This window comes from Cupriavidus neocaledonicus (genome assembly GCF_000372525.1).
GTDB lineage: Bacteria > Pseudomonadota > Gammaproteobacteria > Burkholderiales > Burkholderiaceae > Cupriavidus > Cupriavidus neocaledonicus.
In genome coordinates, this window is record NZ_AQUR01000106.1 from 458,734 (window position 1) to 483,453 (window position 24,720).

At 69.6% G+C, this 24,720-nt stretch carries 23 protein-coding genes; 7 read left to right on the forward strand and 16 right to left on the reverse strand.

Features of this window, described 5'->3' with window-relative positions; genetic code table 11:
• Positions 1-5: 5 nt before the first annotated feature.
• The 5 genes from A3AG_RS0127965 to A3AG_RS0127985 all read right to left on the reverse strand — a co-directional run bounded on the left by A3AG_RS0127965 (position 6) and on the right by A3AG_RS0127985 (position 4,778).
• The gene (locus A3AG_RS0127965) at positions 6-2,105 is read right to left on the reverse strand and encodes a TonB-dependent siderophore receptor (protein WP_018008593.1); all 2,100 of its coding nucleotides are present in this window, start codon (positions 2,103-2,105) and stop codon (positions 6-8) included.
• Positions 2,106-2,229: 124 nt separating this feature from the next.
• Positions 2,230-3,276, reverse strand: a complete 1,047-nt coding sequence (locus tag A3AG_RS0127970; RefSeq protein ID WP_018008594.1) for an AI-2E family transporter — start codon at positions 3,274-3,276, stop codon at positions 2,230-2,232.
• Between the two features lie 50 nt (positions 3,277-3,326).
• Positions 3,327-3,551: a DUF2188 domain-containing protein gene (locus A3AG_RS0127975; RefSeq protein ID WP_018008595.1), complete on the reverse strand. Its 225-nt coding sequence runs from the start codon at positions 3,549-3,551 to the stop codon at positions 3,327-3,329.
• 174 nt (positions 3,552-3,725) lie between these two features.
• A complete protein-coding gene (locus tag A3AG_RS0127980; RefSeq protein WP_018008596.1) occupies positions 3,726-4,019 on the reverse strand; it encodes a GYD domain-containing protein in 294 nt (97 codons plus the stop codon).
• Positions 4,020-4,232: 213 nt separating this feature from the next.
• Positions 4,233-4,778, reverse strand: coding sequence for a MarR family winged helix-turn-helix transcriptional regulator (locus tag A3AG_RS0127985; protein ID WP_018008597.1), 546 nt, complete (start codon positions 4,776-4,778; stop codon positions 4,233-4,235).
• A 138-nt stretch (positions 4,779-4,916) separates the two neighbouring features.
• Between A3AG_RS0127985 and badH the strand changes: the two genes are divergently transcribed.
• From badH to aliA, 4 genes are read left to right on the forward strand one after another with little or no spacing between them, the layout of a single operon-like run.
• Positions 4,917-5,684: a 2-hydroxycyclohexanecarboxyl-CoA dehydrogenase gene (gene badH / locus A3AG_RS0127990; protein WP_018008598.1), complete on the forward strand. Its 768-nt coding sequence runs from the start codon at positions 4,917-4,919 to the stop codon at positions 5,682-5,684.
• 35 nt (positions 5,685-5,719) lie between these two features.
• Positions 5,720-6,502, forward strand: a complete 783-nt coding sequence (badI, locus tag A3AG_RS0127995) for a 2-ketocyclohexanecarboxyl-CoA hydrolase (RefSeq protein ID WP_018008599.1) — start codon at positions 5,720-5,722, stop codon at positions 6,500-6,502.
• Between the two features lie 26 nt (positions 6,503-6,528).
• Positions 6,529-7,680 carry a cyclohexanecarboxyl-CoA dehydrogenase gene (gene aliB / locus A3AG_RS0128000; RefSeq protein ID WP_018008600.1) on the forward strand — a complete coding sequence of 384 codons (1,152 nt, stop codon included), beginning with the start codon at positions 6,529-6,531 and terminating at the stop codon, positions 7,678-7,680.
• Between the two features lie 51 nt (positions 7,681-7,731).
• Positions 7,732-9,375, forward strand: a complete 1,644-nt coding sequence (aliA, locus tag A3AG_RS0128005) for a cyclohexanecarboxylate-CoA ligase (protein ID WP_018008601.1) — start codon at positions 7,732-7,734, stop codon at positions 9,373-9,375.
• Between the two features lie 158 nt (positions 9,376-9,533).
• Here the strand turns inward: aliA and A3AG_RS0128010 are convergent, their stop codons facing one another.
• The 3 genes from A3AG_RS0128010 to A3AG_RS0128020 form a co-directional block, all read right to left on the reverse strand.
• Positions 9,534-9,866 (reverse strand): DUF2917 domain-containing protein, encoded by a 333-nt coding sequence (locus A3AG_RS0128010; protein WP_018008602.1) that lies wholly within the window; start codon positions 9,864-9,866, stop codon positions 9,534-9,536.
• A gap of 14 nt (positions 9,867-9,880) precedes the next feature.
• Positions 9,881-10,897 (reverse strand): alpha/beta fold hydrolase, encoded by a 1,017-nt coding sequence (locus A3AG_RS0128015; protein WP_035849834.1) that lies wholly within the window; start codon positions 10,895-10,897, stop codon positions 9,881-9,883.
• 165 nt (positions 10,898-11,062) lie between these two features.
• The gene (locus A3AG_RS0128020) at positions 11,063-11,677 is read right to left on the reverse strand and encodes a TetR/AcrR family transcriptional regulator (protein WP_035849756.1); all 615 of its coding nucleotides are present in this window, start codon (positions 11,675-11,677) and stop codon (positions 11,063-11,065) included.
• A 338-nt stretch (positions 11,678-12,015) separates the two neighbouring features.
• On the opposite strand from A3AG_RS0128020, the gene A3AG_RS33635 reads away from it, so the two are divergent.
• The 3 genes from A3AG_RS33635 to fahA all read left to right on the forward strand — a co-directional run bounded on the left by A3AG_RS33635 (position 12,016) and on the right by fahA (position 15,517).
• Positions 12,016-12,399, forward strand: coding sequence for a helix-turn-helix domain-containing protein (locus A3AG_RS33635; RefSeq protein ID WP_018008605.1), 384 nt, complete (start codon positions 12,016-12,018; stop codon positions 12,397-12,399).
• Positions 12,400-12,805: 406 nt separating this feature from the next.
• A complete protein-coding gene (gene hmgA / locus A3AG_RS0128030; RefSeq protein WP_026164524.1) occupies positions 12,806-14,125 on the forward strand; it encodes a homogentisate 1,2-dioxygenase in 1,320 nt (439 codons plus the stop codon).
• Positions 14,126-14,254: 129 nt separating this feature from the next.
• Entirely contained in the window at positions 14,255-15,517 is a 1,263-nt protein-coding gene (gene fahA, locus A3AG_RS0128035; RefSeq protein ID WP_018008607.1) for a fumarylacetoacetase, read from the forward strand.
• A 23-nt stretch (positions 15,518-15,540) separates the two neighbouring features.
• On the opposite strand, the gene A3AG_RS0128040 is transcribed toward fahA, so the two are convergent.
• The 8 genes from A3AG_RS0128040 to A3AG_RS0128075 all read right to left on the reverse strand — a co-directional run bounded on the left by A3AG_RS0128040 (position 15,541) and on the right by A3AG_RS0128075 (position 24,719).
• Positions 15,541-16,020, reverse strand: a complete 480-nt coding sequence (locus A3AG_RS0128040; RefSeq protein WP_018008608.1) for a hotdog family protein — start codon at positions 16,018-16,020, stop codon at positions 15,541-15,543.
• Entirely contained in the window at positions 16,013-16,825 is an 813-nt protein-coding gene (locus A3AG_RS0128045) for a beta-ketoacyl synthase chain length factor (protein ID WP_018008609.1), read from the reverse strand. The genes A3AG_RS0128040 and A3AG_RS0128045 overlap by 8 nt, the downstream gene beginning before the upstream one ends.
• A gap of 9 nt (positions 16,826-16,834) precedes the next feature.
• Positions 16,835-18,037, reverse strand: coding sequence for a beta-ketoacyl-[acyl-carrier-protein] synthase family protein (locus A3AG_RS0128050; protein WP_018008610.1), 1,203 nt, complete (start codon positions 18,035-18,037; stop codon positions 16,835-16,837).
• Positions 18,038-18,102: 65 nt separating this feature from the next.
• Positions 18,103-18,951 (reverse strand): polysaccharide deacetylase family protein, encoded by an 849-nt coding sequence (locus tag A3AG_RS0128055; RefSeq protein WP_018008611.1) that lies wholly within the window; start codon positions 18,949-18,951, stop codon positions 18,103-18,105.
• Positions 18,948-21,362 carry an MMPL family transporter gene (locus A3AG_RS0128060; protein WP_018008612.1) on the reverse strand — a complete coding sequence of 805 codons (2,415 nt, stop codon included), beginning with the start codon at positions 21,360-21,362 and terminating at the stop codon, positions 18,948-18,950. The genes A3AG_RS0128055 and A3AG_RS0128060 overlap by 4 nt, the downstream gene beginning before the upstream one ends.
• Entirely contained in the window at positions 21,359-21,994 is a 636-nt protein-coding gene (locus tag A3AG_RS0128065; RefSeq protein WP_018008613.1) for a LolA-related protein, read from the reverse strand. Before A3AG_RS0128065 ends, A3AG_RS0128060 begins: the two co-directional genes overlap by 4 nt.
• Positions 21,995-22,011: 17 nt before the next feature.
• Positions 22,012-22,986, reverse strand: a complete 975-nt coding sequence (locus A3AG_RS0128070) for an LpxL/LpxP family acyltransferase (RefSeq protein ID WP_018008614.1) — start codon at positions 22,984-22,986, stop codon at positions 22,012-22,014.
• Positions 22,980-24,719 (reverse strand): AMP-binding protein, encoded by a 1,740-nt coding sequence (locus tag A3AG_RS0128075; RefSeq protein ID WP_018008615.1) that lies wholly within the window; start codon positions 24,717-24,719, stop codon positions 22,980-22,982. Before A3AG_RS0128075 ends, A3AG_RS0128070 begins: the two co-directional genes overlap by 7 nt.
• Between the last annotated feature and the right edge of the window lies 1 nt (position 24,720).

The window sequence follows — 24,720 nt, forward strand, 5'->3', positions numbered from 1 at the left end:
CGGCCTCAATAGTTCATCGTCACGTTGAGCATGGCTACGCGCGGATTGCCCACCGGCAGCACGTTGTTGTTCAGGCCGCCCGCGTAGTACATCTTGTCGAACACGTTCTTGACGTTGAATGCCGCGCGCCAGTGCGAGGCCACGTAGCCGACGGCAAGATCGGCGACGGCATAGCCGGGCACGGTGTAGTTGAAGCTGTAGCCGCGCTTGGCGCTCTCGCCCCGCACGCCGGCACCGACATACCAGCCGGCCAGCGCGCCGCGCAGGCGATACTGGCTCCAGACCGAGAAGCTGTGCCGCGGCACGCTGTTCAGCGGCTTGCCGACGTTGGCGGCGGTGGTGTCCTCGGTGACTTCGCTGGCGATATAGGCATAGGCCGCCGACACGCTGAGGCCATTGCCGAGATCCTGCGTCAGCTCCAGTTCCAGCCCGCGCGAGCGCTGTTCGCCGACGGCCATGCTGAAGCCCGTATTGACCGGATCGCTGCCGAGCACATTGGTGCGCGTCAGGTCGAACGCGGCCAGCGTCAGCAGGCCGGTCTTGCCCGGCATGTCGAACTTGACGCCCACCTCGTACTGACGGCCCTTCTCGGGCTTGAAGGTGGCGCCGCTGGCATCGGTGCCGGCGTTGGGCAGGAACGACGTGGCGAAGCTCGCGTACGGCCGCGCCCAGTGGGTCAGGTCGTACATCACGCCCGCGCTGCCGGTGACGGCGTTGCTGTCGTTGGTGAGGCGCGACGCCGCCAGCCGGTCCGTCGTGCCGGTCCGCGCCGATTCGTAGCGCACGCCGCCGGTCAGGGTCCAGCGCTCGGCCACGCGCACCTGGTCGCGCAGGTAGAGGCCGAGCGCATCCAGCGTATCGGTCGCATCCAGGCTATAGGCGGACGGGCAGTTGATGCTGGCGCCGTAGGCCGGGTTGTAGACGTTCAGCGCGGCGACGCGGCAGGTCTTCTGCAGGCGGTCTTCCTTGGTATGCCGGTAGTCGATGCCGAAGGTCACGCTGTGGGCGTGCCCCGTGAACGCGAAGGTCCGCTGCACGTTGGTGTCGACCCCGAACGAATTGCCGGAAAAGCTCTGCTGCGTGCCGCTGCGGTTCATCGACTGGCTGTTGACCGCCATCGTGCCGGCCGATACCAGCGTGCCGCTCAGCGACGATGCCTGGTAGCGCAGGTTCTGGTTCAGGGTCCAGCCGGAGTCGAAGCGGTGCGTCAGCGCGTAGCCGATGCGGTTCTGCTCGCCGTCATAGGACGGCGCATTCGGTTCGCCGATGAAGCGGTTGGCCGGCACCACGCCATTGCGGTTCGGCACCAGCGTGCCATTCACGGGCACGCCCTGCTGGCGCACGTAGTTGCGCTGGTTGTGGCTGGCCAGGATGGTGAAATCGGTGCGTGCGCCAAGGTCCAGCGTCAGCGACGGCGCGATCCAGCGGTTGCGATACCAGACAAAGTCGGTCGGATCGTCGCTGTTCATCATCAGCGCGTTGAGGCGGAACGCGGCCTTGCTGTCCTTGGCCAGCGGCGTGCCCGCGTCGACCGTCATCTGCCGGAAGCCGTAGTTGCCCACGGTCAGGCCCAGTTCGCCAAAGAGTTCCGCGCGCGGGCGCTTGCTGACCATGTTGACCAGGCCGCCGGGCTGCACCGCGCCGAACAGTATCGAGGCCGGCCCCTTGAGCACTTCCACGCGCTCCACGCCGAACAGCTCCTGCGCCACGCGGTTGTTGGTGTCGACCAGCAGTCCGTCGGCAAAGACCGATTCCGAGGCACGCTGGCCGCGGATGATGAAGTCGTCCCAGCCGCGCCGGCCATAGGTGTTGGTGACCACGCCGGCCGAGTTCTGCAGCGCGTCGCTGAGGTTCTGCGCCTGCTGGCTGTCGAGCAGGTCGCGCGTGATCACGGTGATCGATTGCGCGGCGTCGGCCGCCGCTTCGCCCGACTTGGTCACGCCGGCCGCCCGGCGCGTGGCGAAACCGATGTCGGTTTGCCCGTCACCGGCGGCGCTGACCGTCACGGATGGCAGTGTGGCAAATTCTTCGGCGGCGTGGGAGACAACGGCAGGCAGCAGCAGGGAACTGGCAGCGGCGGGTATGGCAAGACGACGGAAAAGCATGACGGCCCGGGGCGAAGGAAAGGCCGAATGATAAATGAGAACAATTCTTGTTCCTAGGAATTTTATCGATGCATGGCTGGTTGCGTGGTCAACAGGTGGGAAACCGGCGAAATACCGAGCCCGGTCACATGGTGTCGTCGCGATCCTCGAGCACCGAAATATCCCAGCACGACATAAACAGCGCGGCAATCAGCGGACCGATCACAAAGCCGTTGATGCCAAACACGGACATGCCGCCCAGGGTCGAGACCAGCACGACCCAGTCCGGCAACTTGGTGTCCTTGCCGACCAGGACCGGGCGCAGCAGGTTATCCACCGCGCCGATCACCAGGGTACCGATGGCGATGAGCGCGACCCCCTTCCAGACCGGGCCGGCCAGCAAGAAGTAGATCGCCGCGGGGCCCCAGACCAGCGCAGCGCCAACCGCCGGCAGCAGGGACAGGAACGCCATCAGCGTGCCCCACAGCAATGCCCCGTTGATGCCCAGCAGCAGGAAAGCCAGGCCACCCAGTATTCCCTGGACCACCGCCACCACCACGTTGCCCTTGACCGTGGCGCGGACCACGGTGGTGAACCGGCCGACCAGCCGGCGGGTGTGCGCGTCGCTCAGCGGCATCGCCTCGCGCAAGCGATGGGAAATCACCGCACCGTCACGCAGCAGGAAAAACACGAGGTACAGCATGACGCCGAGGCCGACGGCGAACTGCAGCGTGTTCTGGCCGATGGCGACAGCCTGGGCCGCCATGAACTGGCTGATGCGGGCGGCACCTTCGGTCAGCTTTGCCTGCAACCCCGCTACGTCGGCCAGTCCGATTTCATTCAGCCAGGCCTCGACGGAAGCCGGCAGGGCCTGCACGGCGGTCTGGAAGTATTGCCCGAAGTCCCACTTGCCGGTCCGGATCTGCTGGTAGGCAAAAGCCGCTTCCTGCGCGAGCGTGGCAATCATCAGGAACACCGGGACAATGGCCATCAGCACGCAGACCAGCAGCGTGGTCAGCGCAGCAAGGTTTTCCCGGTTGCCGAATCGCACCGTCAGCTTGCGTTGCATGGGATGAAACAGGATGGCCAGTATGGTGCCCCACAGGATCGCGCTGTAGAAGGGCAGCAGTATCCAGATGAACGCAATGGTGACGGCGACCAGAAGGATGTAAAAACCTTTCAAATTGCGCATCGGGATGTCGCGAAGATTCGCTCGGGAACGGTGCCGATGGTGCCATGCAATTACCCGTCGGCGTCACCGGCAGCGTTGCCGAATGAATTGCGCTCCATGATCTGGTGGTCCCTGCCATGGATCAGCAGCTCGACCTTGGCACGCCGGGCCTTCTCCGTGCCGGTAGCAATCGCATGCGCCATCGAGGTGAATCGCTGCTGGTTGCCGGAGCGTCCTTCCGCTTCGACGGCCCAGCCGTTATGGGTCGGCACGACATGGATATTCTTGCCTGGCATGGCGCTCTCCGGAAGTTGGCAGTATGAGTGTCAGCGCTGTGCCCCGGGCCCAGGTATCGGGCGCCGTCTGACAAGGCCGTCGGAAATCCGGAAAAAGAGCACCCGCCAGCAGCGACAACGCCCGCCAGGCGCCATGGCGGGCGTCGTTCATGACAGGGACAGCGCCGGGGTGGCTCAGCTCATCTTGTCGATGATCCCCTGCATCTCGTCGATGTCGAAGGCTCGCAGCGTTTGCGTGCGCACGTTGCCCAGCGCGCCGACCGCCATGCCGAACGCGGTCATGCTGGCGTCATCCTGGGCCTCGACGGTCAGCACGATGTCGTATTTGCCCAGGGTCCAGTAGATGTCCTTCATCTGCACCCCGAAGCGCGCGCCCATCTCGCGCACCGCGGCGGCGCGCTTGGTGGTGTCCTTGACGGCGCGGATGCCCTGGTCGGTGAAGCTGGCTAGCACGATATAGCGGGTCATGGCGGGATCTCCGGTAACGATCGATCGAGCGCCGTCCCGGCTGCGCGCACGCGACCGATCGCAGCAAGCCGGGGCAGTGGTTCAGGGTGTCCCGGCGCAGCGCCAGGGGCCTGAGCAACCCCACACCGACGCATATCGCGCGCCAGCCGGCGTGGCGCGCCGCGCAGCGGCAGATGCCGCGATGCACGCCATCGCGGCGCGGCCCGTTTTGTATCAATCCTGATACAGCGGCCCGCCTTGTGCCTTTGCCGGCCCGTCGTCACCGCCCTCCGGCGTATCCAGCGCGCGCATGTTGTCGAGCAGCTTCAGCAGGTAATGCAGCGTGTGGGTCAGGTCGTTGGTGGAGAAGCCGTCCAGCGCCTGCTCGTAGTACTGCCGGATCTTGGGCTGCGCCTGGTGCAGCCACACCTCGCGGCCGGGCGCGCTCATCCGCACCAGCCGGGAGCGGCGGTCGCGCCCGTCCGGCGCCAGCGTGACGTGGCCGTCCCGTTCCATCCGGCTCACCAGCCCGGACAGGTTCTGGCGGCTCACCATCAGGTAGCGCGCCAGGTCGCCGACGCTCATGCCATCGGCGGCTTCGGGGCGCGACAGTGCGCCCAGCACGGCCCACTGCTGTGTCGTCAATCCTTCCGCTTCCACGGCGCGTGAGCCGGTTTTATGCAACATGTTTGCGCATTGGTAGAGACGGAAGAACAGCCGGTTGGCCAGCTCCATGCGCGCGGTAGTCGGGAGTTCGCCGCTCAGATCGGGGTTAACCATAGTGATTTCCAAAGGATTGCTGCCTTGCACGCAGCGCCGGTCGCACCTAGTATACGTCAATATATTGACTTAATTAACGGGCGAGTGGCGGCGATACCGCCGGCACGATAGCACCGGAACCGTGAAAGGAGAACGGCTGTGCAAGGACTCGAAGGCAAGACGGTCATCGTGACCGGCGGCGGTGGTGGTATCGGCGGCGCAACCTGTTTGCGCTTTGCCAGGGCGGGGGCGGCAGTGGGCGTGCTCGACCTGAACCCGGAAACCGGCGAACGCGTGGCGGCGCAGATCCGCGATGCCGGTGGTCGCGCGCGGGCGGTTCGCTGCGACATTACCGATCGCGCCAGCGTCGATGCGGCGGTGACGGCGGTGGAGCGGGAGCTGGGTCCTGTCGACGTGCTGGTCAACAACGCCGGCTGGGATGTGTTCCGGCCGTTCCTCAAGACCGAGCCGGCGCAATGGGAGCGGCTGATCGCCATCAACCTGACCGGCGCGCTGCACCTGCACCACGCGGTGCTGCCCGGCATGGTGGCGCGCCAGCGCGGGCGCATCGTCAATATCGCCTCCGATGCCGCGCGCGTGGGCTCGTCCGGCGAGGCCGTGTATGCCGCGTGCAAGGGCGGGCTGGTGTCGTTCTCCAAGACCATCGCGCGCGAGCACGCGCGCCACGGCATCACCGTCAACGTGGTGTGCCCCGGGCCGACCGAGACCGCGCTGTTCGAAGACTACAAGCAGGGCGCGGGCAACCCCGACAAGCTGGTCGAAGCCTTTACCCGCTCGATCCCGCTGGGCCGCATCGGCCAGCCCGACGACCTGCCCGGCGCGGTGCTGTTCTTTGCCGGCGACGATGCGGCCTTCATCACCGGCCAGGTGCTGAGCGTGTCGGGCGGCCTGACCATGAACGGCTGAGCGCCGGCCGTCACCCCTACATCAAGGAGACCACCATGCAATATGAAGACATCCGCTATGAAGTGCGCAATGGCGCGGCCTGGATCCTCATCGACCGCCCGGAAAAGATGAATGCCTTCCGTGGCCGCACCTGCGACGAGCTGATCCACGCCATCAACCGCGCCGGCTATGACCGCGAGATCGGCGCCATCGTGCTGGCCGGTGCCGGCGACAAGGCCTTCTGCACCGGCGGCGACCAGTCCGCGCACGAAGGCCAGTACGATGGCCGCGGCACCATCGGCCTGCCGATGGAAGAGCTGCACAACGCCATTCGCGACGTGCCCAAGCCGGTGATCGCGCGCGTGCAGGGCTATGCCATCGGCGGCGGCAACGTGCTGTGCACGATCTGCGATTTCACCATCGCCTCGGACCAGGCCGTGTTCGGGCAGGTCGGGCCCAGGGTCGGCTCGGTCGATCCCGGCTATGGCACCGCCTTCCTCGCGCGCGTGGTCGGCGAAAAAAAGGCGCGCGAGATCTGGTACCTGTGCCGCCGCTACTCCGCCGCCGAGGCGCTGGCGATGGGGCTGGTCAACGCCGTGGTGCCGCACGCGCAGCTCGACGCCGAAGTGCAGAAGTGGTGCGACGAGATCCTGGAAAAGAGCCCCACCGCGCTCGCCATCGCCAAGCGCTCTTTCAACATGGACACCGCGCACCAGGGCGGCATCGCCGGCATGGGCATGTACGCGCTCAAGCTCTATTACGACACCGAGGAATCGCGCGAGGGCGTGCGCGCGTTCCAGGAGAAGCGCAAGCCGGACTTCCGCAAGTACGCGAAGTAAACCGACCGGACCGCGCGGAGACGACCATGAATCCCTACCTTGACGAAGACCTGGTGGCGCTGGCGGAACACGCGCGCCGCTTTGCCGACGCGCGCGTCGCGCCCGGCTGCCTGGAGCGCGACCGGACCCGCGTGCTCGACCGCGCGCTGATGCGCGAGATGGGCGAGATGGGCTTTATCGCGCCCGAGTTGCCGGAGCCGTATGGCGGGCAGGGCATGGGCTCGCTGGCGGCGGGCGTGATCCACGAAGCGGTGGCGCGCGCCGACCTGAGCCTGTCGTATATCAACCTGCTGGCTTCGCTGAACGGGCAGATCCTGGCGCACCACGCCCGGCCGGAGATTGCCGGCCCGTGGCTGCAGCGCCTGACGCGCGGCGAGGCGCTGCTGGCGATCGCGCTGACCGAGCCGCGCGGCGGCTCCGACGCCGCCAATCTGCGCCTGCGCATGGAGCGCGACGGCGACGCTTACGTGCTCAACGGCGAGAAGACCTCGATCTCCGCCGCCGACCAGGCCGATGCCGCGGTGGTGTTTGCGCGCAGCGGCCCGGTCGAGGCCGGTGCGCGCGGCGTGTCGGCGCTGCTGGTGCCGATGGACCTGCCGGGCATCACCCGCAACCGCTTCGACTGCCACGGCCAGCGCGCCATCGGACGCGGCTCGATCTTCTTCGAGAACGTGCGCGTGCCGGCCAGCCACCTGCTGGGCCGGGAAGGCGAGGGCTTCGTGCAGGTGATGCAGGGCTTCGATTTCTCGCGCGCGCTGATCGGGCTGCAGGTGCTGGCAGTGGCCCAGGCCGCGCTGGACGAGACCTGGAACTATGTGGCGGAACGCCAGGCCTTCGGCAGGCCGCTTGCGGCATTCCAGGGCGTGTCGCACCCTCTGGCCGACTTCGAGACCCAGGTGCAAGGCGCGCGGCTGCTGTGCCTGCAGACGCTGTGGCTGAAGGACCGCGGCCTTGCGCATACCGCCGAAGCCGCGATGTGCAAGTGGTGGGCGCCCAGGCTGGCATACGACTCGGTGCACCAGTGCCTGCTGTCGTTCGGGCACGGCGGCTACGACCGCGGCGTGATGGAGCAGCGCCTGCGCGACGTGCTCGGCTTCCAGATCGGCGACGGCACCGCGCAGATCATGAAGACCATCATCGCGCGCACCCGCGCCGGGCGCGACGCGGTGCCGGCCTGACGCGCGCGCCTGACGCAGCGACTGGCAGCACACAACAACGAGGAGACCGCCATGGATTTCGACGCCGTACTGATCGCGCCGCGCCGTGCTGCCAGCGTTGCCGCCGGGCACTGGCAGGACCGTACCATCAACGACTATCTTGCCGCATGCGTGCAGGAGCGGCCCGACGCAACCGCGTTGACGGCGCTCAGCATCGAACGTCAGCACGTGACGCGCTTCACCTGGCGTGAGCTGGCGCGCATGGCCGATCGCGTGGCGCTAGGGCTTTCCCGCCTCGGCATCGTTGCCGGCGACGTGGTCTCGTGCCAGCTGCCCAACGGCTGGCACCTGAGCGTGTTGTACCTGGCCTGCGCGCGGCTGGGCGCGGTGCTCAACCCGGTGATGCCGATCTTCCGCGAGCGCGAGCTGTCGTTCATGCTGGCGCACGCGCACAGCAAGGTGGTGGTCGTGCCGAAGGCGTTCCGCGGCTTCGATCATGCGCAGATGCTGCAGGGTTTGCGCGATGCGTTGCCCGCGCTGCGTCATGTCGTCGTGGTCGACGGCGAGGGCGACGACAGCTTCGAGGCGCTGCTGAGCGGCCCGCCCCGGGAAGACGATGCCGATGCCGCCGCCATCCTGCTGCGCAGCCTCCCGGGTCCGGATGATGTCACGCAGCTGATCTATACCTCCGGCACCACCGGCGAGCCCAAGGGCGTGATGCATACCGCCAACACACTGTTCTCCAACATCGTCGCCTATGCCGGCCGGCTGCAACTCAGCGGCGACGACGTGGTGCTGATGGCCTCGCCAATGGCGCACCAGACTGGCTTCATGTATGGCCTGATGATGCCGGTGATGCTGGGCGCGCATGCGGTGCTGCAGGATATCTGGGACCCGGCGCGCGCGGCGGCGCTGATCCGCGAGCAAGGCGTGACCTTCACCATGGGGTCGACACCGTTCCTGACCGACCTGGCCCGCGTGGTGGCGGAGTCCGGCACGCCGGTGCCGAGCCTGCGCACCTTCCTGTGCGCCGGCGCGCCGATCCCGGGCGCGCTGGTTGAGCGCGCGCGCTCGGCGCTGGGCGCCACCATCGTCTCGGCATGGGGTATGTCCGAGAACGGCGCCGTCACCACGACCCTGCCGGACGATGCCGAGGCGCGCTCGTCGACCACCGACGGCTGCCCGCTGCCGGGCGTGGAACTAAGGGTGGTGGACGGCGCCGACGCGGACCTGCCCGCGGGGCAGACCGGGCGCCTGCTGGTGCGGGCCTGTTCGAATTTCGGCGGGTACCTGCAGCGGCCGCACCTGAACAATACCGATGCCGAGGGCTGGTTCGACACCGGCGACCTGGCGCGGCTGGACGCGCACGGCTACCTGCGCATCGCCGGCCGCAGCAAGGACGTGATCATCCGTGGCGGCGAGAACATCCCCGTGCTGGAAGTCGAGACCCTGCTGTACCGGCACCCGGCGGTGGCGCAGGTGGCGATCGTGGCCTATCCCGACGCGCGGCTGGGCGAGCGCGCCTGCGCTTTCGTCGTGCCGCGTCCGGGGCAGTCGATCGACATGGCCGGCATGGTCGCCTGGCTCAGGCAGCAGAAGATGGCGCTGCAATACATTCCCGAAAAACTGGTGGTACGGGATGCGCTGCCGGCCACGCCCGCCGGCAAGATCCAGAAGTTCCGGCTGCGCGAGATGCTGCTTGGCGCCACTGACTGACGCTGCGTCGGCGCGCCATGCCGGCGCGCGGCGGGGTCGAGGACGATTGCAAACGGCAATTGCGCAATTAACCGCCATGACCCACACCCCGCCGCCAACGCGCGGGCGCGGCAAGCCGGCAGGGGTTGCCGGCGCATGGCAGAGGGTAGCGGCTCGCGTCAGCGGCCCGCGCCGGTATAGCCGTGGCTGCGCGGGCCCAGCCAGCGCCACAGCCGCTGCCGCCAGGCGTCGCGGACCGGGCTCGGCGCGGCCTTGCAGCGGGTGACATGCAGGGAGGCGGCGGTGATCGCATACAGCTCGACATGGCCGGCGTCCGCGAGCGTAAAGCACTCGCTCGCGGTCAGCGCCGTGTCCTTCGGATCGCCATCGCGGATCAGCCACAGCTCGCCCGCTGTGCAGCGCACCGCCACCCGCTCGCCTGCCCCGGCGACCAGCCGCAGCGAGCTGCGGGCGGGCAGGGTGGCGGTCATGTCGTTGCTTACCAGGTACATGATGGTCTCCTGGCTCAGGCCACTGCCAGGCCGGCGGATACCGGCACGTGGTGCGGCGCGGATGGCGGCCGGATGAACCCAGCGATGCGCTGGATCACCGCGGGATCGCGCAGGATGCGGCGATGGCCGAGGCCCGTGGTGGTCTCCAGCCGCGCCCCCGGCCAGGCGCCGGCAATGGCCGCGCCGTCTTCCCAGAGCACCTCCTTGTCGTCGCGGTCATGGATCACCAGCGTCGGCGGCACGGCACGCGCGCGGCCCAGGTCCGGCACGTTGAAGGCCGACCATGGCATGCCCAGCCAGCGTTCGCTGTGGCGTTGCATGCGGGCCAGCACGGCCGGCGCCACGCCGAGCTGCCACGCCAGCGCGGCACAGGCCGCGCGCATGTCGGCGGGCGCGCCTAGCAGCACCGCGGCGCGTGCCGGCAGGCCTTCGCGCAGCGCCAGCGCCGCCGCCGCGCCGCCGAGCGAATGCGCCACCACGGCATGGACCGGGCCCGCATGCCACGCCGCCGCCAGCAGCGAGCGCGACATCTCCAGCACCGAAGTCTGCGCGGCGCCGCGTGCGCCGGCATCGGAGGCGCCGTGCGACAGCGCATCGAAGGCGACGACCCGCATGCCCGCCGCCAGCAGGCCGTCGATCACCGCATGCCACTGGCCCGCATGGCCGCCCCAGCCATGGGCGAGCAGCACCACCGGCCCGGCGCTGCCCCAGCGGTAGACGCGCACCCGCCGGCTGGGTCCATGGCCGGTCACCAGGGCCCAGTCGGCGCGCGCGCCGTCCAGCGCGTGCCGGGCGGCGGACGTTGCGGCGGCCCGCGGCGGGCAGAACCAGATGCGCTCGAGCCGGCGTGCGGTCGCCGACGGCATCAGCGCGCTGCCGGCTTGCCAGCGCAAGCGCTGCAGGCCCGTCAGGACACGCTGCCAGGTGCCGTCGCGGCCGGATAAAGGCAACGCATCGGGCGTGCGCACTGCCGCCGCGGCAACGGCGGAAGAAGGGGAAACCGGGGAAGGAGAAGAGACTGCTTGCGTCACGACCTGCACCTCCAATGGATTCTGGATTGCGCGGCGTCATCGGAACCGGTCGGGCCGGAGGCGTCTCGCGCTTCTTAAAGACCGACCAGTCGTGCTTTTTTCAGTACAAAAAAAGCCCGCCGGAGCGGTTTGCTGCCCGCCGGCGGGATAGCGCCGGCGCCGATGTCATGTCCCCGCGGGATGCGGCGCGCCTGCCGCGGCGCGCGCGACCAGCGCCGCAAAGGCGTGCCGCGCCATCGCTTCGGCATCCTGCCGCCCCAGCAGCTTGAACGACTGCTGAAACGCCATGCCGATGCCGGACAGCTCGAAGGCGAACTGGCGCGGCTCGACGTGCGGGCCGAACTGGCCTTCGTCGATGGCATCCCCTACCACCCGCGCGACGGTGCTGTGCCAGTCCTTCAGCGACTGCACCACCAGGTCGCGGATCGAACCGGGACGGTCGCGATACTCCTGCCCCAGCGCCGTAAACAGGCACCGCCCCTGCGTCACCGTGCCGCCCAGCCATTCCAGGTAGCCTTCGAACAGCGCCTGCAGCCGCGGCATGCCGCGCGGCTGGCGCATCGCCGGCCGGATCACGATTTCGCCGAAACGCTCCACCGCCAGGTCCAGCACCGCCTGCTGCAGCATCTCCTTGGACTTGAAGTGCGCATACAGGCCGCTCTTGGACATATTGGTGTCCGCCGCCAGCGTGGCCAGCGACAACTGCTCGAAGCCGACCTTGGCCGCGGCGTCCAGCGCCTGCTCGATGATGGCTTTGCGGGTGAGGTGTCCTTTCTGCATGCAGCGAAGAATAGCACGACCGGTCGGTTTGTCAACGAAACCGGATGCATGGTAGTTGCCCCGACTTGCCTTGTTGTGCTGGGGAGGCCATAACGTCATACAGCTATGCATGTGACGTCAACGCAAATTCCGAGGGCCCGTTACTGTCTAGGCGGCGCGAAGGCGTTGTGCTCTGTCCGGCGCTTGGAGGGACGCCTTCCGGTAGATGCCGGCGCAAGATGACGGGCCAGCAAGAAATCTGCACAAAGTGTTTCGGCGGTTACATACGGAACGCTTTGCGTGCTCTATACTCGAATGCACGTCCGCGCACTTTTTTTCACTGGTGACTGGAGACCGACATGAACAGTACAGCCGTGCCGAGAGGCGCTAGCGAACCGTTCCGGCAACTGCGGGCGCTGCGCCGCGCGCGCAAGCTCAAGCAGGAGGACGTCGCCCGCAAGGCGGGCATTTCCCGGGAGGCTTACCTCCGGGCAGAATCAGGCCAGGCCGACCCCCGCATGTCGACCTTCCTGGCGGCCTGCGAGGCGCTGGGCTTGGAAGTGGTGCTGGCGCCGCAGCATCTTGCCGCCGACGTCAACGCTTTCATTGCCAGCCGCAACGGCGGCGTGACCGCTGCCTCGATGGCCGGCCAGCCCGCCGGCAGCGCGCCGGCACCGGCCGCGACACCGGCCTCCGGCGGCGGTTTCGGCCCCGGCACCGGCGAGGGCCACAAACCGGTCTGATCCGCCTTCTGCCTGGCCGGTCGCATGCTTGTGCGAGCCGGTCCGGCGGCGGGCCTCCAGGCCACCCTCCGCAAGCGGCGCGTGCCTTCCGGCGCGCGCCGAGCCGCTTTTGTCCCGAGAGCCGTTTCTGGCACCGGACAGCCATGACGCCGCAGGCCCGACTGCCTGAGCCGGCGCTTTCAAGCCTTCCTGTTTTACTTCCGCCCTGGCGCCTGCCAGCGGCACTCTTCCTCCCGGTTCGCCACCTACAACTGCAAGAGCGCCGCGTGCTGCACGCGCGCATCCGCGGTTTGACACGTCCGGTTCCGATGATTACGATATGGTAAATTCATTCCACAATACGTAATTCAAGCGCCGTGCGGCCAGCGCTGCGCTGATGGACCCACCCGGAGACGCAAACAACACCATGGACCTCACGCATACCCAGCTTGCCGAGCGCGGCTATATGTCGGGCTTCGCCAACGAATTCGCCACCGAGGCCCTGCCGGGTGCGCTGCCGGTGGGCCAGAACTCGCCTCAGCGCGCACCCTATGGCCTGTATGCCGAGCAGTTGTCGGGCACGGCGTTCACGGCGCCGCGCGCGCACAACCGCCGCTCGTGGCTGTACCGCATCCGCCCGGCGGCAATGCACAAGCCGTTCACGCTGATCGAACAGTCGCGTTTCCTGAGCCGCTTCGACCAGGTGCCGCCGTCGCCGAACCAGATGCGCTGGAGCCCGCCGGCGATGCCGTCGGTACCGACCGACTTTGTCGACGGCATCGTCACCATGGCCGGCAATGGCGGCCCGGAAGCGATGACCGGCTGCGGCATCCACCTGTACCTGGCCAACCGCTCGATGCAGGACCGCTTCTTCTACAACGCCGACGGCGAGATGCTGATCGTGCCGCAGCAGGGCAGGCTGATGATGGTGACCGAGCTCGGCCGCCTGGCAGTCGAGCCGCACGAGATCGTGGTGATCCCGCGCGGCGTGCGCTTCCGCGTGGAGCTGCCCGACGGCGAGGCCCGCGGCTATATCTGCGAGAACTACGGCGCGCTGTTCAGGCTGCCCGACCTGGGCGTGATTGGCTCGAACGGGCTGGCCAACCCGCGTGACTTCCTCTCGCCGGTGGCCAGCTACGAAGACCGCGAGGGCAGCTTCGAGCTGGTGGCCAAGTTCCAGGGCAACCTGTGGCGCGCCGACATCGGCCACTCGCCGCTCGACGTGGTCGCCTGGCACGGCAACTACGCGCCGTACAAGTATGACCTGCGCCGCTTCAACACCATCGGCTCGATCAGCTACGACCATCCGGATCCGTCGATCTTCCTGGTGCTGCAGTCGCCGTCGGACACGCCGGGCGTCGACACCATCGACTTCGTCATCTTCGGCCCGCGCTGGCTGGCCATGCAGGACTCGTTCCGCCCGCCCTGGTTCCACCGCAATATCGCCAGCGAGTTCATGGGCCTGATCTCGGGCGTCTATGACGCCAAGGCCGAAGGCTTCGCACCCGGCGGTGCCAGCCTGCACAACTGCATGAGCGGCCACGGCCCGGATGCGGAGACCTTCGAGAAGGCCAGCGCTGCCGACACCTCGACGCCGCACCACATCGAAAACACCATGGCGTTCATGTTCGAAACGCCGGGCGTGATCCGGCCCACGCCGTATGCCGCGCAGTCGGCGTCGCTGCAGCAGGAGTACTACACCTGCTGGCAGGGGCTGAAGAAGCATTTCGACCCGAACACCCGCTAATCCCGGGCGCCTGGCCCGCCGGTCTTCTATCCTTTGCCGCTTGCGGGAGAGGGATGAGAGGGCAGGCGCTCGCCAGGCGTGACGCGTCACCGCATGTGACAAGTGCCACCAAAATTTCCGGAGTATCCGATGACCGCCCCCCAAACCAGCTGGATCGACAGCGCCAACGACGGCAACACCCATTTTTCGCTGCAAAACCTGCCCTACGGCGTGTTCTCCACCCAAGGCCAGGCGCCCCGTGTCGGCGTCGCCATCGGCGACCAGGTGCTGGACCTCGCCGCGCTGGACCAGGCGGGCCTGCTGCCTGAAGCGGCCCGGGGCACCTTTGCCGCGGCCAGCCTGAACCGCTTCATCGCGCTGGGCCAGCCGGTCTGGAGCGAAACACGCCGGCGCCTGACGGCACTGCTGTCCGGTGCGGACGCCGCCCTGCGCGACAACGCCGCCTTGCGCGACCGGGCGCTGGTGCCGATGTCGGCGGCGACGCTGCACCTGCCGGTCGAGATCCCGGGCTACACCGACTTCTATTCGTCGAAGGAGCACGCCACCAACGTCGGCCGCATGTTCCGCGATCCGGACAATGCGCTGCTGCCGAACTGGCTGGAAATCCCCATCGGCTACAACGGCCGCGCCAGCTCGGTGGTGGTGAGCGGCACGCCGCTGCATCGCCCCAACGGCCAGATCAAGCTGCCGAACGAGGCGCGCCCGGTCTTCAGCGCCTGCCGCAAGCTGGATTTCGAGCTGGAGATGGGCTTTATCGTCGGCAAGCCCTCCGCCCTGGGCGAGCCGGTCAGCACCGCCGATGCGCCGGCGCATATGTTCGGCATGGTGCTGCTCAACGACTGGAGCGCGCGCGATATCCAGCAATGGGAATACGTGCCGCTGGGGCCGTTCAACAGCAAGGGCTTCGGTACCTCGATCTCGCCGTGGGTGGTCACCATGGAAGCGCTCGAGCCGTTCCGCCGCGACAATCCCGCGCAATCGCCCGAGCCGCTGCCCTACCTGCAGCAGCAGGGCAAGAACGCCTACGACATCGCGCTGGAAGTCGCGCTGCAGCCCGCCGGCGCAGCGGCGCCCAGCACCATCTGCCGCACCAACTTCAAGGCGATGTACTGGACCATGGCGCAGCAGCTGGCGCACCACACGGTGTCGGGCTGCAACGTGCGCGTGGGCGACCTGATGGGTTCGGGCACGATCAGCGGCACCACGCCGGACTCTTACGGCAGCCTGCTCGAACTGACCCGCAACGGCGCCGAGCCGCTGACGCTGGCCGATGGCAGCCAGCGCAGCTTCCTGCAGGACGGCGACGACGTGATCATGACCGGCTACTGCCAGGGCGACGGCTATCGCGTCGGCTTCGGTACGGTGTCGGGCAAGATCCTGCCGGCGCGCTGAGCCCAGGGTGCTGGCCGCGCGCTTCAGCCGGCGTTATCGCCCAGCGCGGCGGCATCGAGGATGACCGCCGCGCGGCCCGACAGCAGCGTGCGCCCCGCGGCGCTGACGACAAAGGCGTAGAGCACGGTGGCGCCTTCGCCGCTGATGCGCTCCGCCGTGACCTCCAGCGGCGCCGGGATGTCGTCGAGCCGCTCCACCTGCAGCACCAGCTTGCGCACGCTGGCAAGATAGCCCGTGCGCGGGCGCCGCGGCGCGCCGCCGTCTTGTTCGGCCTCGGCCAGCAGGGCGCCATGCACGGCCATGGCCTGCGCGGCATATTCGATCCCGCATACCGCTGCCAGCCGGTTCCGCGCACGCAGCGGATTCTCCGCATGCGTGTGGCTGGTTGCCGTGCAGCGGATCGCTGCCCCGTCCCATGCCACCACGCCGTCGAGCAGGCACATGCTGCCCTGGTGCGGAATGCGCGCCGCGATCCATGCGCGGTCCCTGATCGCTTCAGGCATGGGCCTGGCTGCCGAGGCTGGTGACTTCGGCTTCGATCCGCAGCGTATCCAGATAATCCAGTACTACCGTGCCGGTCTCGCCGCGGGCGATGGCGGCCAGCAGCGGCAGCACGCGCGCGGCCGGTGCCGAGTTGCGCAGCGCTTCCAGTGCGGCGTCCGGCATCGCGGTGGCCGGCGCCTGTGTCAGTGCCACCTCGATGCGTGCCAGCGAGCGCGCGCCCGGTTGCGGCGTAAGCAACAGGGCCACGCCGAACGGGTCGGGAATCGGCCGGCAGCTGTGCAGCGGCTCCGGGTAGCCGGTGTCATAGGCAATCAGCAGGCAGGGCTCGGCATCGGCGCTGGCCTGCAGCGCGCCTTCCAGCAGGCCAGCGCCAAAGCTGCCGTCCATCGCGCACAGCACGTTGGAGGCGCGCATCGCGCCGGCGGCGATCGACCAGTAGCCGGCGGTCGCGTTATGCACCGAGTTGTGGAAGCGCGTGGGCGACATCAGCGGCTCGGGCTGCGCCAGTGCTTCGCAGATGGCATGGAAGTTATGGCCATCGCTGCTGGACGAGGTAAAGACCGTCGGCAGTTGCGCGGCATCGCGGCCGCTGGCCGCCACCGCCTGCTGGCCGACGCCCAGCGCGAGACGGACGGTGGCTCCGGTGCGGCGGCGCTCGGCCGGCGGCAGGCCGGCGGGCAGCGGCAGCTCGGTGGCCGCGTGCGCGTATGGCGCGCGCCCGGCGAGCACGGCACTGGCCTGCGGCCAGCCGCTCAGGCCGGGGCCGAGCAGGCCGATGCTTTCGATATAGACAGGCTGCGGCATGGCGCTGGCTCAGTGGGAAACCGCGTCCGCGCGCGCGAACAGCAGGCTGCAGTTGGACCCGCCGAAACCGAATGCATTGCTCATCGCGTAGCGCAAATCGGCGTCCTGGTTGGCGAGCTGGTAGTTCACGTCGAGCGAAGGGTCTGGCTGCGTGGTGTTGATGCCGGCCGGCACCAGGCCGTGGCGCAGCGCCAGCGCGCAGATCACCGCCTCGAGCGCGCCGGCCGCGCCCAGCGCATGGCCGGTGGCGCCCTTGGTCGAGCTGCACGGCGTGCCGGGCAGCACCGCGGCCATGGCCAGCGCTTCGGCGGCGTCGTTGCTGCGCGTGGCGGTGCCGTGCAGGTTGACGTAGCCGACCTGCGCCGGCGCGATGCCGGCGCCGGCCAGCGCCTGCGCCATCGCCATGCGCGCGCCCAGTCCCTGCGGGTGTGGCGTCGACATATGGTGGGCGTCGCTCGATTCGCCGATGCCTGCCAGCAGGATGGCATCGTCCGCCACCGGGCCGGTCACGCGTTCGAGCAGGCCGAACACCGCGCCTTCGCCGATCGAGATGCCGTTGCGCGCTACGTCGTAGGGCCGGCACGGCTGGCGCGACAGCAACTCCAGCGCATTGAAGCCGTACAGCGTGGTGTGGCACAGCGAGTCGACGCCGCCCACCACCGCCGCGTCGATCAGCCCGGCCTCCAGCATGCGCCGTGCCGAGCTGAACACCTTGGCCCCGGACGAGCACGCCGACGACACCGCCGCCGCCGGCCCGGTCAGGCCCAGCTGCCGGCGCAGGAACGCGGGCAGCGAGTAAGGATTGTGGGTGCCGCCGTAGTGGAAGTCCGGCGGCAGCGCGCCGCTGGCGGGATCGCGCTGACGGTAACCCAGCTCGGTCTGCAGCACACCCGCGGTGCTGGTGCCGAGAAAGACACCGATGCGGTGGGCGCCGTAGCGCGCCGCCGCCTCGCGCACGCGTGCGGCAAAGTCGTCCTGCGCCAGGGCCAGCTGCGCCAGCCGGTTGTTGCGGCAGTCAAACTCGGCCAGCGCGGCGGGCAGCGCGACGGCGTCGACGCCCGCGACTTCGCCGACGTAGGTATCGAGGGCGACGTCGCCGAAGCGGCACGGCGCCAGGCCGCCGCGCTGCGCGCGCAGCGCCGCCAGCGTGGCGTCGAGGCCGGTGCCGAGGCAGCTGGTGGCCGTGAAATGCGAGAACAGGAGCGGGGACACAGCTTCGGTGAGGCGAATGGAAGGAATCTCTGAAGGCAGCGCCAATTGTAACAAGCCCCGGCGGCTCAGCCCGGCGGCACCGCGGCGCGCAGCGTCACGCAGCGCAGTCCGGCGCGCTCGATCGCGCCCAGCAGGTCCGGCAGCACGGTGGTGCAGTGGGGCCGGCCGGCAGGGTCCAGGCCGGGGTTGCCGTCGTGCAGCAGCAGGATGTCTCGTGCCGCCAGCCGGCCGGCCAGGCGCCGCGCCACGCGCGCGGCGTTGTTGCCGCTGCGGGTATCGAAGCCGCGCCGGGTCCAGGCAGCCAGCTGGAGCCCCAGCCGGCACAGCACCGGTTCCAGGAAGGGATTGCGCAGCCCCGCCGGGGCGCGGAAAAAGCGTGGTGCCTGGCCGGTGATCTCGGTCAGCACCTGCTGCGCGGCGGCGATGTCGCGCTGGATGCGCGCGGGTCCGAACAGCGAGAAGTACAGCCGGTGGTACATGCTGTGGTTCTCCACGGCATGGCCGCGGCGCACGATCTCGCGCACCAGTTCGGGATGCGCCGCGGCGCGCTCGCCGATGCAGAAAAACGTCGCGCTGGCGCCGTGCTGGTCGAGCAGGTCGAGGACGCGCGGCGTCAGGTCCGGATTGGGGCCATCGTCGAAGGTCAGCGCCACGCAGCCCTCGGCCGATGGCGGCAGGCGCAGCAGGTTGGGGCCGAGCCAGGTGCTGCGCGGCCACAAGCCGGCCGCGCACATCGCCGCATGGCTCGCGCCGATGCCGGCCACGGCCCAGCCCACGCCCTGCGGGTAAGCGAGCAGGGCGCCGACGGCACCCACATGCACCGCGGCGGCGCCATAGAGCAGCGGGGTGGGCCGCCAGGGGCGGCTGGGAGGACCCTCGGGCAGGGCGACGCCCGGTGCGGATAGTGGCTTCATGTTGCACTCCCGGCCTTCCCGGCTGCCGCCCACGACGGCGCGGGCGCGAGGATGGCCGAAAACCACAGCGCCAGCACGGCGCCGGGGCCGACCGTCAGGCCGAAGGCCTGCAGCAGCGGCAGGCTCGACAGCGACAGCAGCCCGAATGCGGCGACCGTGGTCAGGTTGGCCAGCAGCAGCGACACCAGCGTGTGCGGCGAAGCGCCGGCCGCCTGGCCGTCTGCCGCCGGGCCATTAAAGAATAGCGCGTAGTTGGACCCGACCGCGGCCAGCAGCAGCAGGCCCACCAGGTGCAGCAGAGTCAGCGGCTGGCCCAGCGCCGCCAGCCCGCCCAGCACCACTACCGCGGCGGCGGCCAGCGGCAGTACCGTCGCCAGCACCCGCCGCGGCGAGCGCAGCGCCAGCGCCAGCAGGGCGATGATCGCCAGCAGTCCGGCCAGCGACAGCAGCAGGGCTTCGCGCAGGTAGCCGGCATAGAGCCGGTCCGATTCGCCCTTCAGGTCGACGAACAGGGTCTCGGGTACGCCGGCGCGCTGGATCGCGGCACGCACCGCGGCGCTGTCGACGCCGTCGGCCGCGCTGGCATGGTCCGGGGCATGCACCGGCGCGCGCAGCGGCAGCGTGGCGCTCCAGCGGCCGTTGCGTTGCACCAGCAACGCGTCGAGCGCCAGTGCCATCGAGGTGCCGCGCAGGCTCTCGCGTTGCAGCAGGGGGCCGGTGCGCGCCGCTTCGGCCTGCGCCAGGAACGGCGCGAACACCGATGCGCGCACCGGCTGGCCGGCGATGGCGGCATGCAGCCGCTGTGCCAGCACATCGGGGGGCGGCAGGCTGGCCTGGCGCTCGCGCTGGGTCGCCGCGCTGGGCAGGTAGCGTGCCGGGCTCTCGTAGCCGCCGATGAAGTTCTGCGCCACCAGCGGTTCCAGCTCATGCGCGACGCGCTCAGCGCCCTGCAGCACGGACTCCTGGTCCGGCCCCGACACCACCACCAGGTAGCGCACATCCGGTGCGCCCAGGTTTTCGCGCAGCGAGGTGTCGAGTGCCTGGTCGCTGGCCGAAACCGGGCTCAGCGCCTGCAGTTCCCGGCCCCACAGCGTGCCGCGATGCTGGAGCAGCACCACGCAGGCGCCCACGACCAGCAGCAGCACCAGCCAGCGCAGCCGCGGCGCGCGCTCCGCCAGCCATTGCAGCCTGCGGCCGAGCGGGGCGACGTCGCGCAGCTGCAGCGTGGCAGGCACCAGCTGCGGCAGCACGAAGCGCGTGACCAGCGCGGCGGTGGCGAGTCCCGCGATCGAATACAGGCCCAGCTGCGCCAGCCCCGGGAAGCCGGACAGCAGCAGCGACGCAAAGCCGCACACCGAAGTCAGCACCCCCAGGCGCACCGTCGGCCAGAAGCCGCCCAGCCAGGCGCGCTCGTCGCGCCGGCCATTGCGCGTGTACTGCGCGGACTGCACGAACAGGTAGATGGAATAGTCGACCGCCTCGCCGATCAGCGTGGTGCCGAAGCCCAGCGTCAACCCATGCACGGCGCCGCCGAAACCCAGGCTGACCGCGGCGATGCCCGCCAGCGCGCCGCTGAGCACCGGCACCAGCCCAAGCACCAGCAGCGGCACCGAGCGGTACACCGCCAGCAGCAGCGTGACGATGATGGCCAGGCCGATGGTCGAGAGCCGCTCGACATCGTGCCGGATGGTGTCGCGCGCCTTGACCGAGAACACGCCCGGGCCCGTCATCACCAGCTGGTAGGGGCCGGACCCGGCGGCGCTGGCAAAGGCTTGCTGCACGGCCGCCATCGCCTCAGCCTGCGCATCGGTATCCGAGCCCGCGCTGGCGGTCTGCGCCAGCAGCAGCGCGCGCTTGCCGTCGCGCGAGGCCCATGCGCCCGCATGGACCGGCACGCGCTGGCCGGCGTCGAGCTGCGCCAGCATCGCCGCAACCTCGCCGGTGGGATCGCGCGGCAGCAAGGACTTGGTGAAGAGCCCGGCGGAAGAGGCCAGCAGCGCGAACGAATCATTCACCGCCCGGGCCAGCCCTTGTTCGCTGAAACGCTCCGGCGTGACCTCGGGGCTGAGCAGGTAACGGTGCGCGAACACGTATTCGCGGTCCGCCGCCTGGTTGACCGGCTCGCCGTTCTGCACCGAGGCGAAGCGCCGGTCGCCACGCAGTTGCGCCGCCATCGCGCGCGAGACCCGCGCGCGGCCATCGGCATCGCCGCCCTCGATGCCGACCAGGATCAGGCGCGATACCAGCCCGTCGCGCAGCTGGTTCACCAGCAACTGCTGCTCGGCGCTGGGCAGGCGCGGCAGGAAGGCGGACAGGTCGGCGGTGAAGCTGGTGCGGCTGACGACCGCGGCGCAGGCCAGCAGTGCCAGCACCCACAGCGCCAGCGCCAGGCGGCGCGGTGCCGCGCTCATCGGCCCGCGGCCGGCCGGATCTTCATCACCGAGCGGTCACCGTCGGCCTGCCGGATCTCGACCTGGTCCAGCACATCCTGCCTGCCGTCGATGCGCACCTGGCTGACGGCCGCGGCCATGCGCGAGTCCGCCGGCGTCAGCGTCAATGTCCAGCGGCCGGCACGGCCCTCGACGCCGAGCTTGTAGTAGCGCTCCAGCGCATCGCGGTTGCCCGCCAGCGTGGCGCGGATGCTCTCGATAAAGGCCGCGATCTCGGGGTAGTTCTGCAGCGGCATGGTGTAGCGCTTGCCGTCGCGCTCGACCGTCAGCATGTCGCCGTCCAGCACCAGGTTTTCCGCCTTGGGCGAATGCGTGCGCTTTTCCAAGTGGTCGGGCGCGGTGAAGCGCAGTTCGCCCGACGACTGCACCGGCTTGTCGAGCAGCGCCAGGTACTTGGTCTCGGTAAACAGCACGCGCCCGGACTTGCGCTGCGCCAGGGTGGACATCAGCTGGTCGACGCCGAAGGCGGCGGTGGCGGCCGGCACGGCGGATGAGGCGGGTGCCGCCGTGGCCGCCAGCGGTGCCAGCGCGAGCAGGGCGCCTGCCAGCAGGGCCGGCAATGGAGAGCGGAAAGGGCGCGCGGAGAAGAGCATCAGTGGCGGCTCACGGGTTAGGGTTCGTTGCCCGGCGGCGGCTGCTCGGACAGGGGCGGGCCGGCGTGCCAGAAGTCATAGAAGTTGAACCAGTTGTACGGGGCACTGCGGCAGAACCGCTCCAGCAGCCGCACATAGTCAGCCAGCGCCGCCTGCACCGCGGTTTCGCGCTGGCCGCGCGCGGTTTCGGTGAAGTCCGCCAGCGGCACGAAATGGACGTCGTAGCGGTTGCCGCCGCGGTACAGGCCGGTGATGAAGAACACCGGCCGGCGCAGCATCGCCGCCATGCGCAGCGGACCGGTGGGGAAACCGGTCGGCGCGCCGAGGAACCCGCATTGCTGCACCGGGTCGGTGGCGCGTTGCGACAGCGTGCGGTCGGCGAGCATGCCGATCATATAGCCGCGGTCGAGGTAGTCGCGCACGCGCAGCATGGTGTCGAAGCGGCCCAGCGCGATCACGTCCTGGCGCATCGCCGGGTTGATCGACTGCAGCACGTCGTTGAGCTTGTGCGCGTTCTCTTCGTACATGGTGATCGCGACCTCCATGTCCGGATGGCGCCGGCCCAGCGCGCGCACCACCTCGAAGCTGCCCAGGTGCGCGCCCAGCAGGATGGCGCCGCGGCCGCGCGCCATCGCGGCTTCGAGCAGCTGCTCGCCATGCAGGCGGATGTCGAACAGGTCGAAGCGGCCGTTGAGCAGGTAGATGCGGTCGTGGATGGTCGAGGCGAACGTGAACACATGGCGGTAGCCGTCGCTCCAGCTGGCCTGGCGGCCGAGCACGCGGTCCAGGTACGCGCGCGAGGCATGGCGCGCCGCCGGCGCGAACAGCATGAAGTAGGCGGCAATGGCGCGCAGCACCACGCGCCCGGCAGGCCGGCCCAGCGCCAGCGAGATCCACGTCATGACGCGCAGCAGCGTGATGCTGCCGCGCTCTTCGCGGCTGGACCATTCCGTATCCAGCGGCGCCTGGCGCCGCCACAGCCAGCTCAGCATGGCAGTGCCTCCGCTTGCGCCGCGCCGCCGCGTAGCTGCAGCGTGCCGCTGGCGACCTCGCGCCCGGCGCTGCGCAGCGTGAAGCGGATGGTCTCGGCGCCACCGGTTGCCGCCTCGGCCTGGTGCAGCACCTCCACGCGCTCGCCCGGGCGCACCGGGCTCAGGAACTTGAGCATGCTGGCCTGCGCAATGGCAAGCGGGCGCCCCAGCGCGGTCCCGAGCGCCAGCACGGCATGATCCAGCAGCACCACGCCCGGCACGATCGGGTGGCCGGGGAAATGGCCGGCCATGGCAGGGTGGCCGGCGTCGATGACAAAGCCTGGCGGCGGCGCGGCAGGGCGGTCCTGCGTGCCGGACAGGGTTGCCACCAGCGCGGCCAGCGCCTCGCGCGGCAGCTTGCCCGCGGCATTGCGCGGCAGGCGCTCGGCAAAGTACAGCGGGCGCGGCATGAAGGCCGGGTCGATCCGTTCGCGCAGCGCCTGCTGCAAGCGGGCCGGCGCCACGCCAGGTGCCACCACCACGGCCACCAGCCGCACCACGTGCCCGTGGGGGTCGCCTTCATGCGCGTCGCCCGGCATGAAGAACGCGCCGTCGCGCACGCCGTCAATCGCGGTGAGCTGGTGATTCAGGTAACCCAGCGAAGTCCGCTTGCCGGCGATGTTGAGCAGGTCGGCCTTGCGCCCATGGAGCAAAAAGCGCTGCGCGTCGAGCGGGACGATGGCGTCGCCCAGCGGCACCGGTTGCTCGATATGGCCGCCCTCGGCCCAGGTCTCGGTATCGTCGCCGGCGGCGTTGGCGCGGGCCTGCAGCCGCACCCCGGGCACCAGCGTCCACGTGTCTTCCTGTGCGGTGCGGCGCGTGGCCAGTTGTCCGGTCTCCGTGCTGCCGTAGATTTCGCGCAGCGGCGCGGCGAACAGCGCCTCGGTCGCGGCGGCCAGCTGGCGGCCAAGCGGTGCGGTGGCGCACAGCACCAGGTCGGCCGCGGGCATGGCCAGCCCCGATTGCACCAGCGTGCGCAGGTGCACCGGCGAGCTGACCAGCGCGCGCGGTGCCGGCACCGCGGCCAGTGCCGCGCTGACGTCGGCCGGATAGAACGCCGGCGCGGCCACCAGCGCCGCGCGGCCCTGCAGCGCCAGCATCACGGTGGCTTCAAGGCCGAACATATGCTGCGGTGGCACCGTGCCGGCCAGCGTCCAGGCGCGCCCGTCGAGCAGGCCGAGCCGTTGCGCCGCGGCGCGCGCGCTGGCGGCCATGGCGCCCCAGGTCTTGCGGTGCGGCACCGGCGTGCCGGTCGAGCCGGACGTGAACACGTAGGCCATCACCTGCGCCGCCGGAACCTGCGGGATCTCGACCGGGCCGTCAGTGGCGGTGTTGGCGGTGCGGGCGGTGGCGGCCAGGCCATCGTGGTAGTACAGCGCCGGCATGTCGAAGGCCGCGTCGGGCTGGTCATGCAGGCAGAAGGTGTCGGGCGCGAAGGCCAGCAACTGGCGCACCGTCCCGGGCGTGTGCGAGGGCGGCAGCAGCGTCGGCTTGCCTGCCAGCAGCGCCGCGCACAGGCCGACGGTAAAGCGGTAGCGGTCGGTGCAGGCGTTGAAGACGTGGCCGCCGGCGGGCAAGGCCGCTGCCAGGCGGGCCACATCGGCGAGGAACTGCCGCACGGTGACGGGGCGCCCGTGCGCCCAGGCGATGATGTCGTCGGGCGTCGCGTGGGCAACGATGGGGAGCGTGGTCATG

What these genes read in the sequence shown, in the direction of transcription:
- A3AG_RS0128075 (WP_018008615.1), bottom strand. Translation starts at nt 24,719, where the DNA reads ATGACCACGCTCCCCATCGTTGCCCACGCGACGCCCGACGACATCATC.
- A3AG_RS0127970 (WP_018008594.1), bottom strand. Translation starts at nt 3,276, where the DNA reads ATGCGCAATTTGAAAGGTTTTTACATCCTTCTGGTCGCCGTCACCATT.
- A3AG_RS0127985 (WP_018008597.1), bottom strand. Translation starts at nt 4,778, where the DNA reads ATGGTTAACCCCGATCTGAGCGGCGAACTCCCGACTACCGCGCGCATG.
- fahA (WP_018008607.1), top strand. Translation starts at nt 14,255, where the DNA reads ATGACCGCCCCCCAAACCAGCTGGATCGACAGCGCCAACGACGGCAAC.
- badI (WP_018008599.1), top strand. Translation starts at nt 5,720, where the DNA reads ATGCAATATGAAGACATCCGCTATGAAGTGCGCAATGGCGCGGCCTGG.
- hmgA (WP_026164524.1), top strand. Translation starts at nt 12,806, where the DNA reads ATGGACCTCACGCATACCCAGCTTGCCGAGCGCGGCTATATGTCGGGC.
- A3AG_RS0127980 (WP_018008596.1), bottom strand. Translation starts at nt 4,019, where the DNA reads ATGACCCGCTATATCGTGCTAGCCAGCTTCACCGACCAGGGCATCCGC.
- A3AG_RS0128045 (WP_018008609.1), bottom strand. Translation starts at nt 16,825, where the DNA reads ATGCCGCAGCCTGTCTATATCGAAAGCATCGGCCTGCTCGGCCCCGGC.
- A3AG_RS0128060 (WP_018008612.1), bottom strand. Translation starts at nt 21,362, where the DNA reads ATGAGCGCGGCACCGCGCCGCCTGGCGCTGGCGCTGTGGGTGCTGGCA.
- A3AG_RS0127975 (WP_018008595.1), bottom strand. Translation starts at nt 3,551, where the DNA reads ATGCCAGGCAAGAATATCCATGTCGTGCCGACCCATAACGGCTGGGCC.
- A3AG_RS0128020 (WP_035849756.1), bottom strand. Translation starts at nt 11,677, where the DNA reads ATGCAGAAAGGACACCTCACCCGCAAAGCCATCATCGAGCAGGCGCTG.
- A3AG_RS0128065 (WP_018008613.1), bottom strand. Translation starts at nt 21,994, where the DNA reads ATGCTCTTCTCCGCGCGCCCTTTCCGCTCTCCATTGCCGGCCCTGCTG.
- aliB (WP_018008600.1), top strand. Translation starts at nt 6,529, where the DNA reads ATGAATCCCTACCTTGACGAAGACCTGGTGGCGCTGGCGGAACACGCG.
- A3AG_RS0128010 (WP_018008602.1), bottom strand. Translation starts at nt 9,866, where the DNA reads ATGTACCTGGTAAGCAACGACATGACCGCCACCCTGCCCGCCCGCAGC.
- A3AG_RS0127965 (WP_018008593.1), bottom strand. Translation starts at nt 2,105, where the DNA reads ATGCTTTTCCGTCGTCTTGCCATACCCGCCGCTGCCAGTTCCCTGCTG.
- A3AG_RS0128055 (WP_018008611.1), bottom strand. Translation starts at nt 18,951, where the DNA reads ATGAAGCCACTATCCGCACCGGGCGTCGCCCTGCCCGAGGGTCCTCCC.
- aliA (WP_018008601.1), top strand. Translation starts at nt 7,732, where the DNA reads ATGGATTTCGACGCCGTACTGATCGCGCCGCGCCGTGCTGCCAGCGTT.
- A3AG_RS0128070 (WP_018008614.1), bottom strand. Translation starts at nt 22,986, where the DNA reads ATGCTGAGCTGGCTGTGGCGGCGCCAGGCGCCGCTGGATACGGAATGG.
- A3AG_RS33635 (WP_018008605.1), top strand. Translation starts at nt 12,016, where the DNA reads ATGAACAGTACAGCCGTGCCGAGAGGCGCTAGCGAACCGTTCCGGCAA.
- A3AG_RS0128040 (WP_018008608.1), bottom strand. Translation starts at nt 16,020, where the DNA reads ATGCCTGAAGCGATCAGGGACCGCGCATGGATCGCGGCGCGCATTCCG.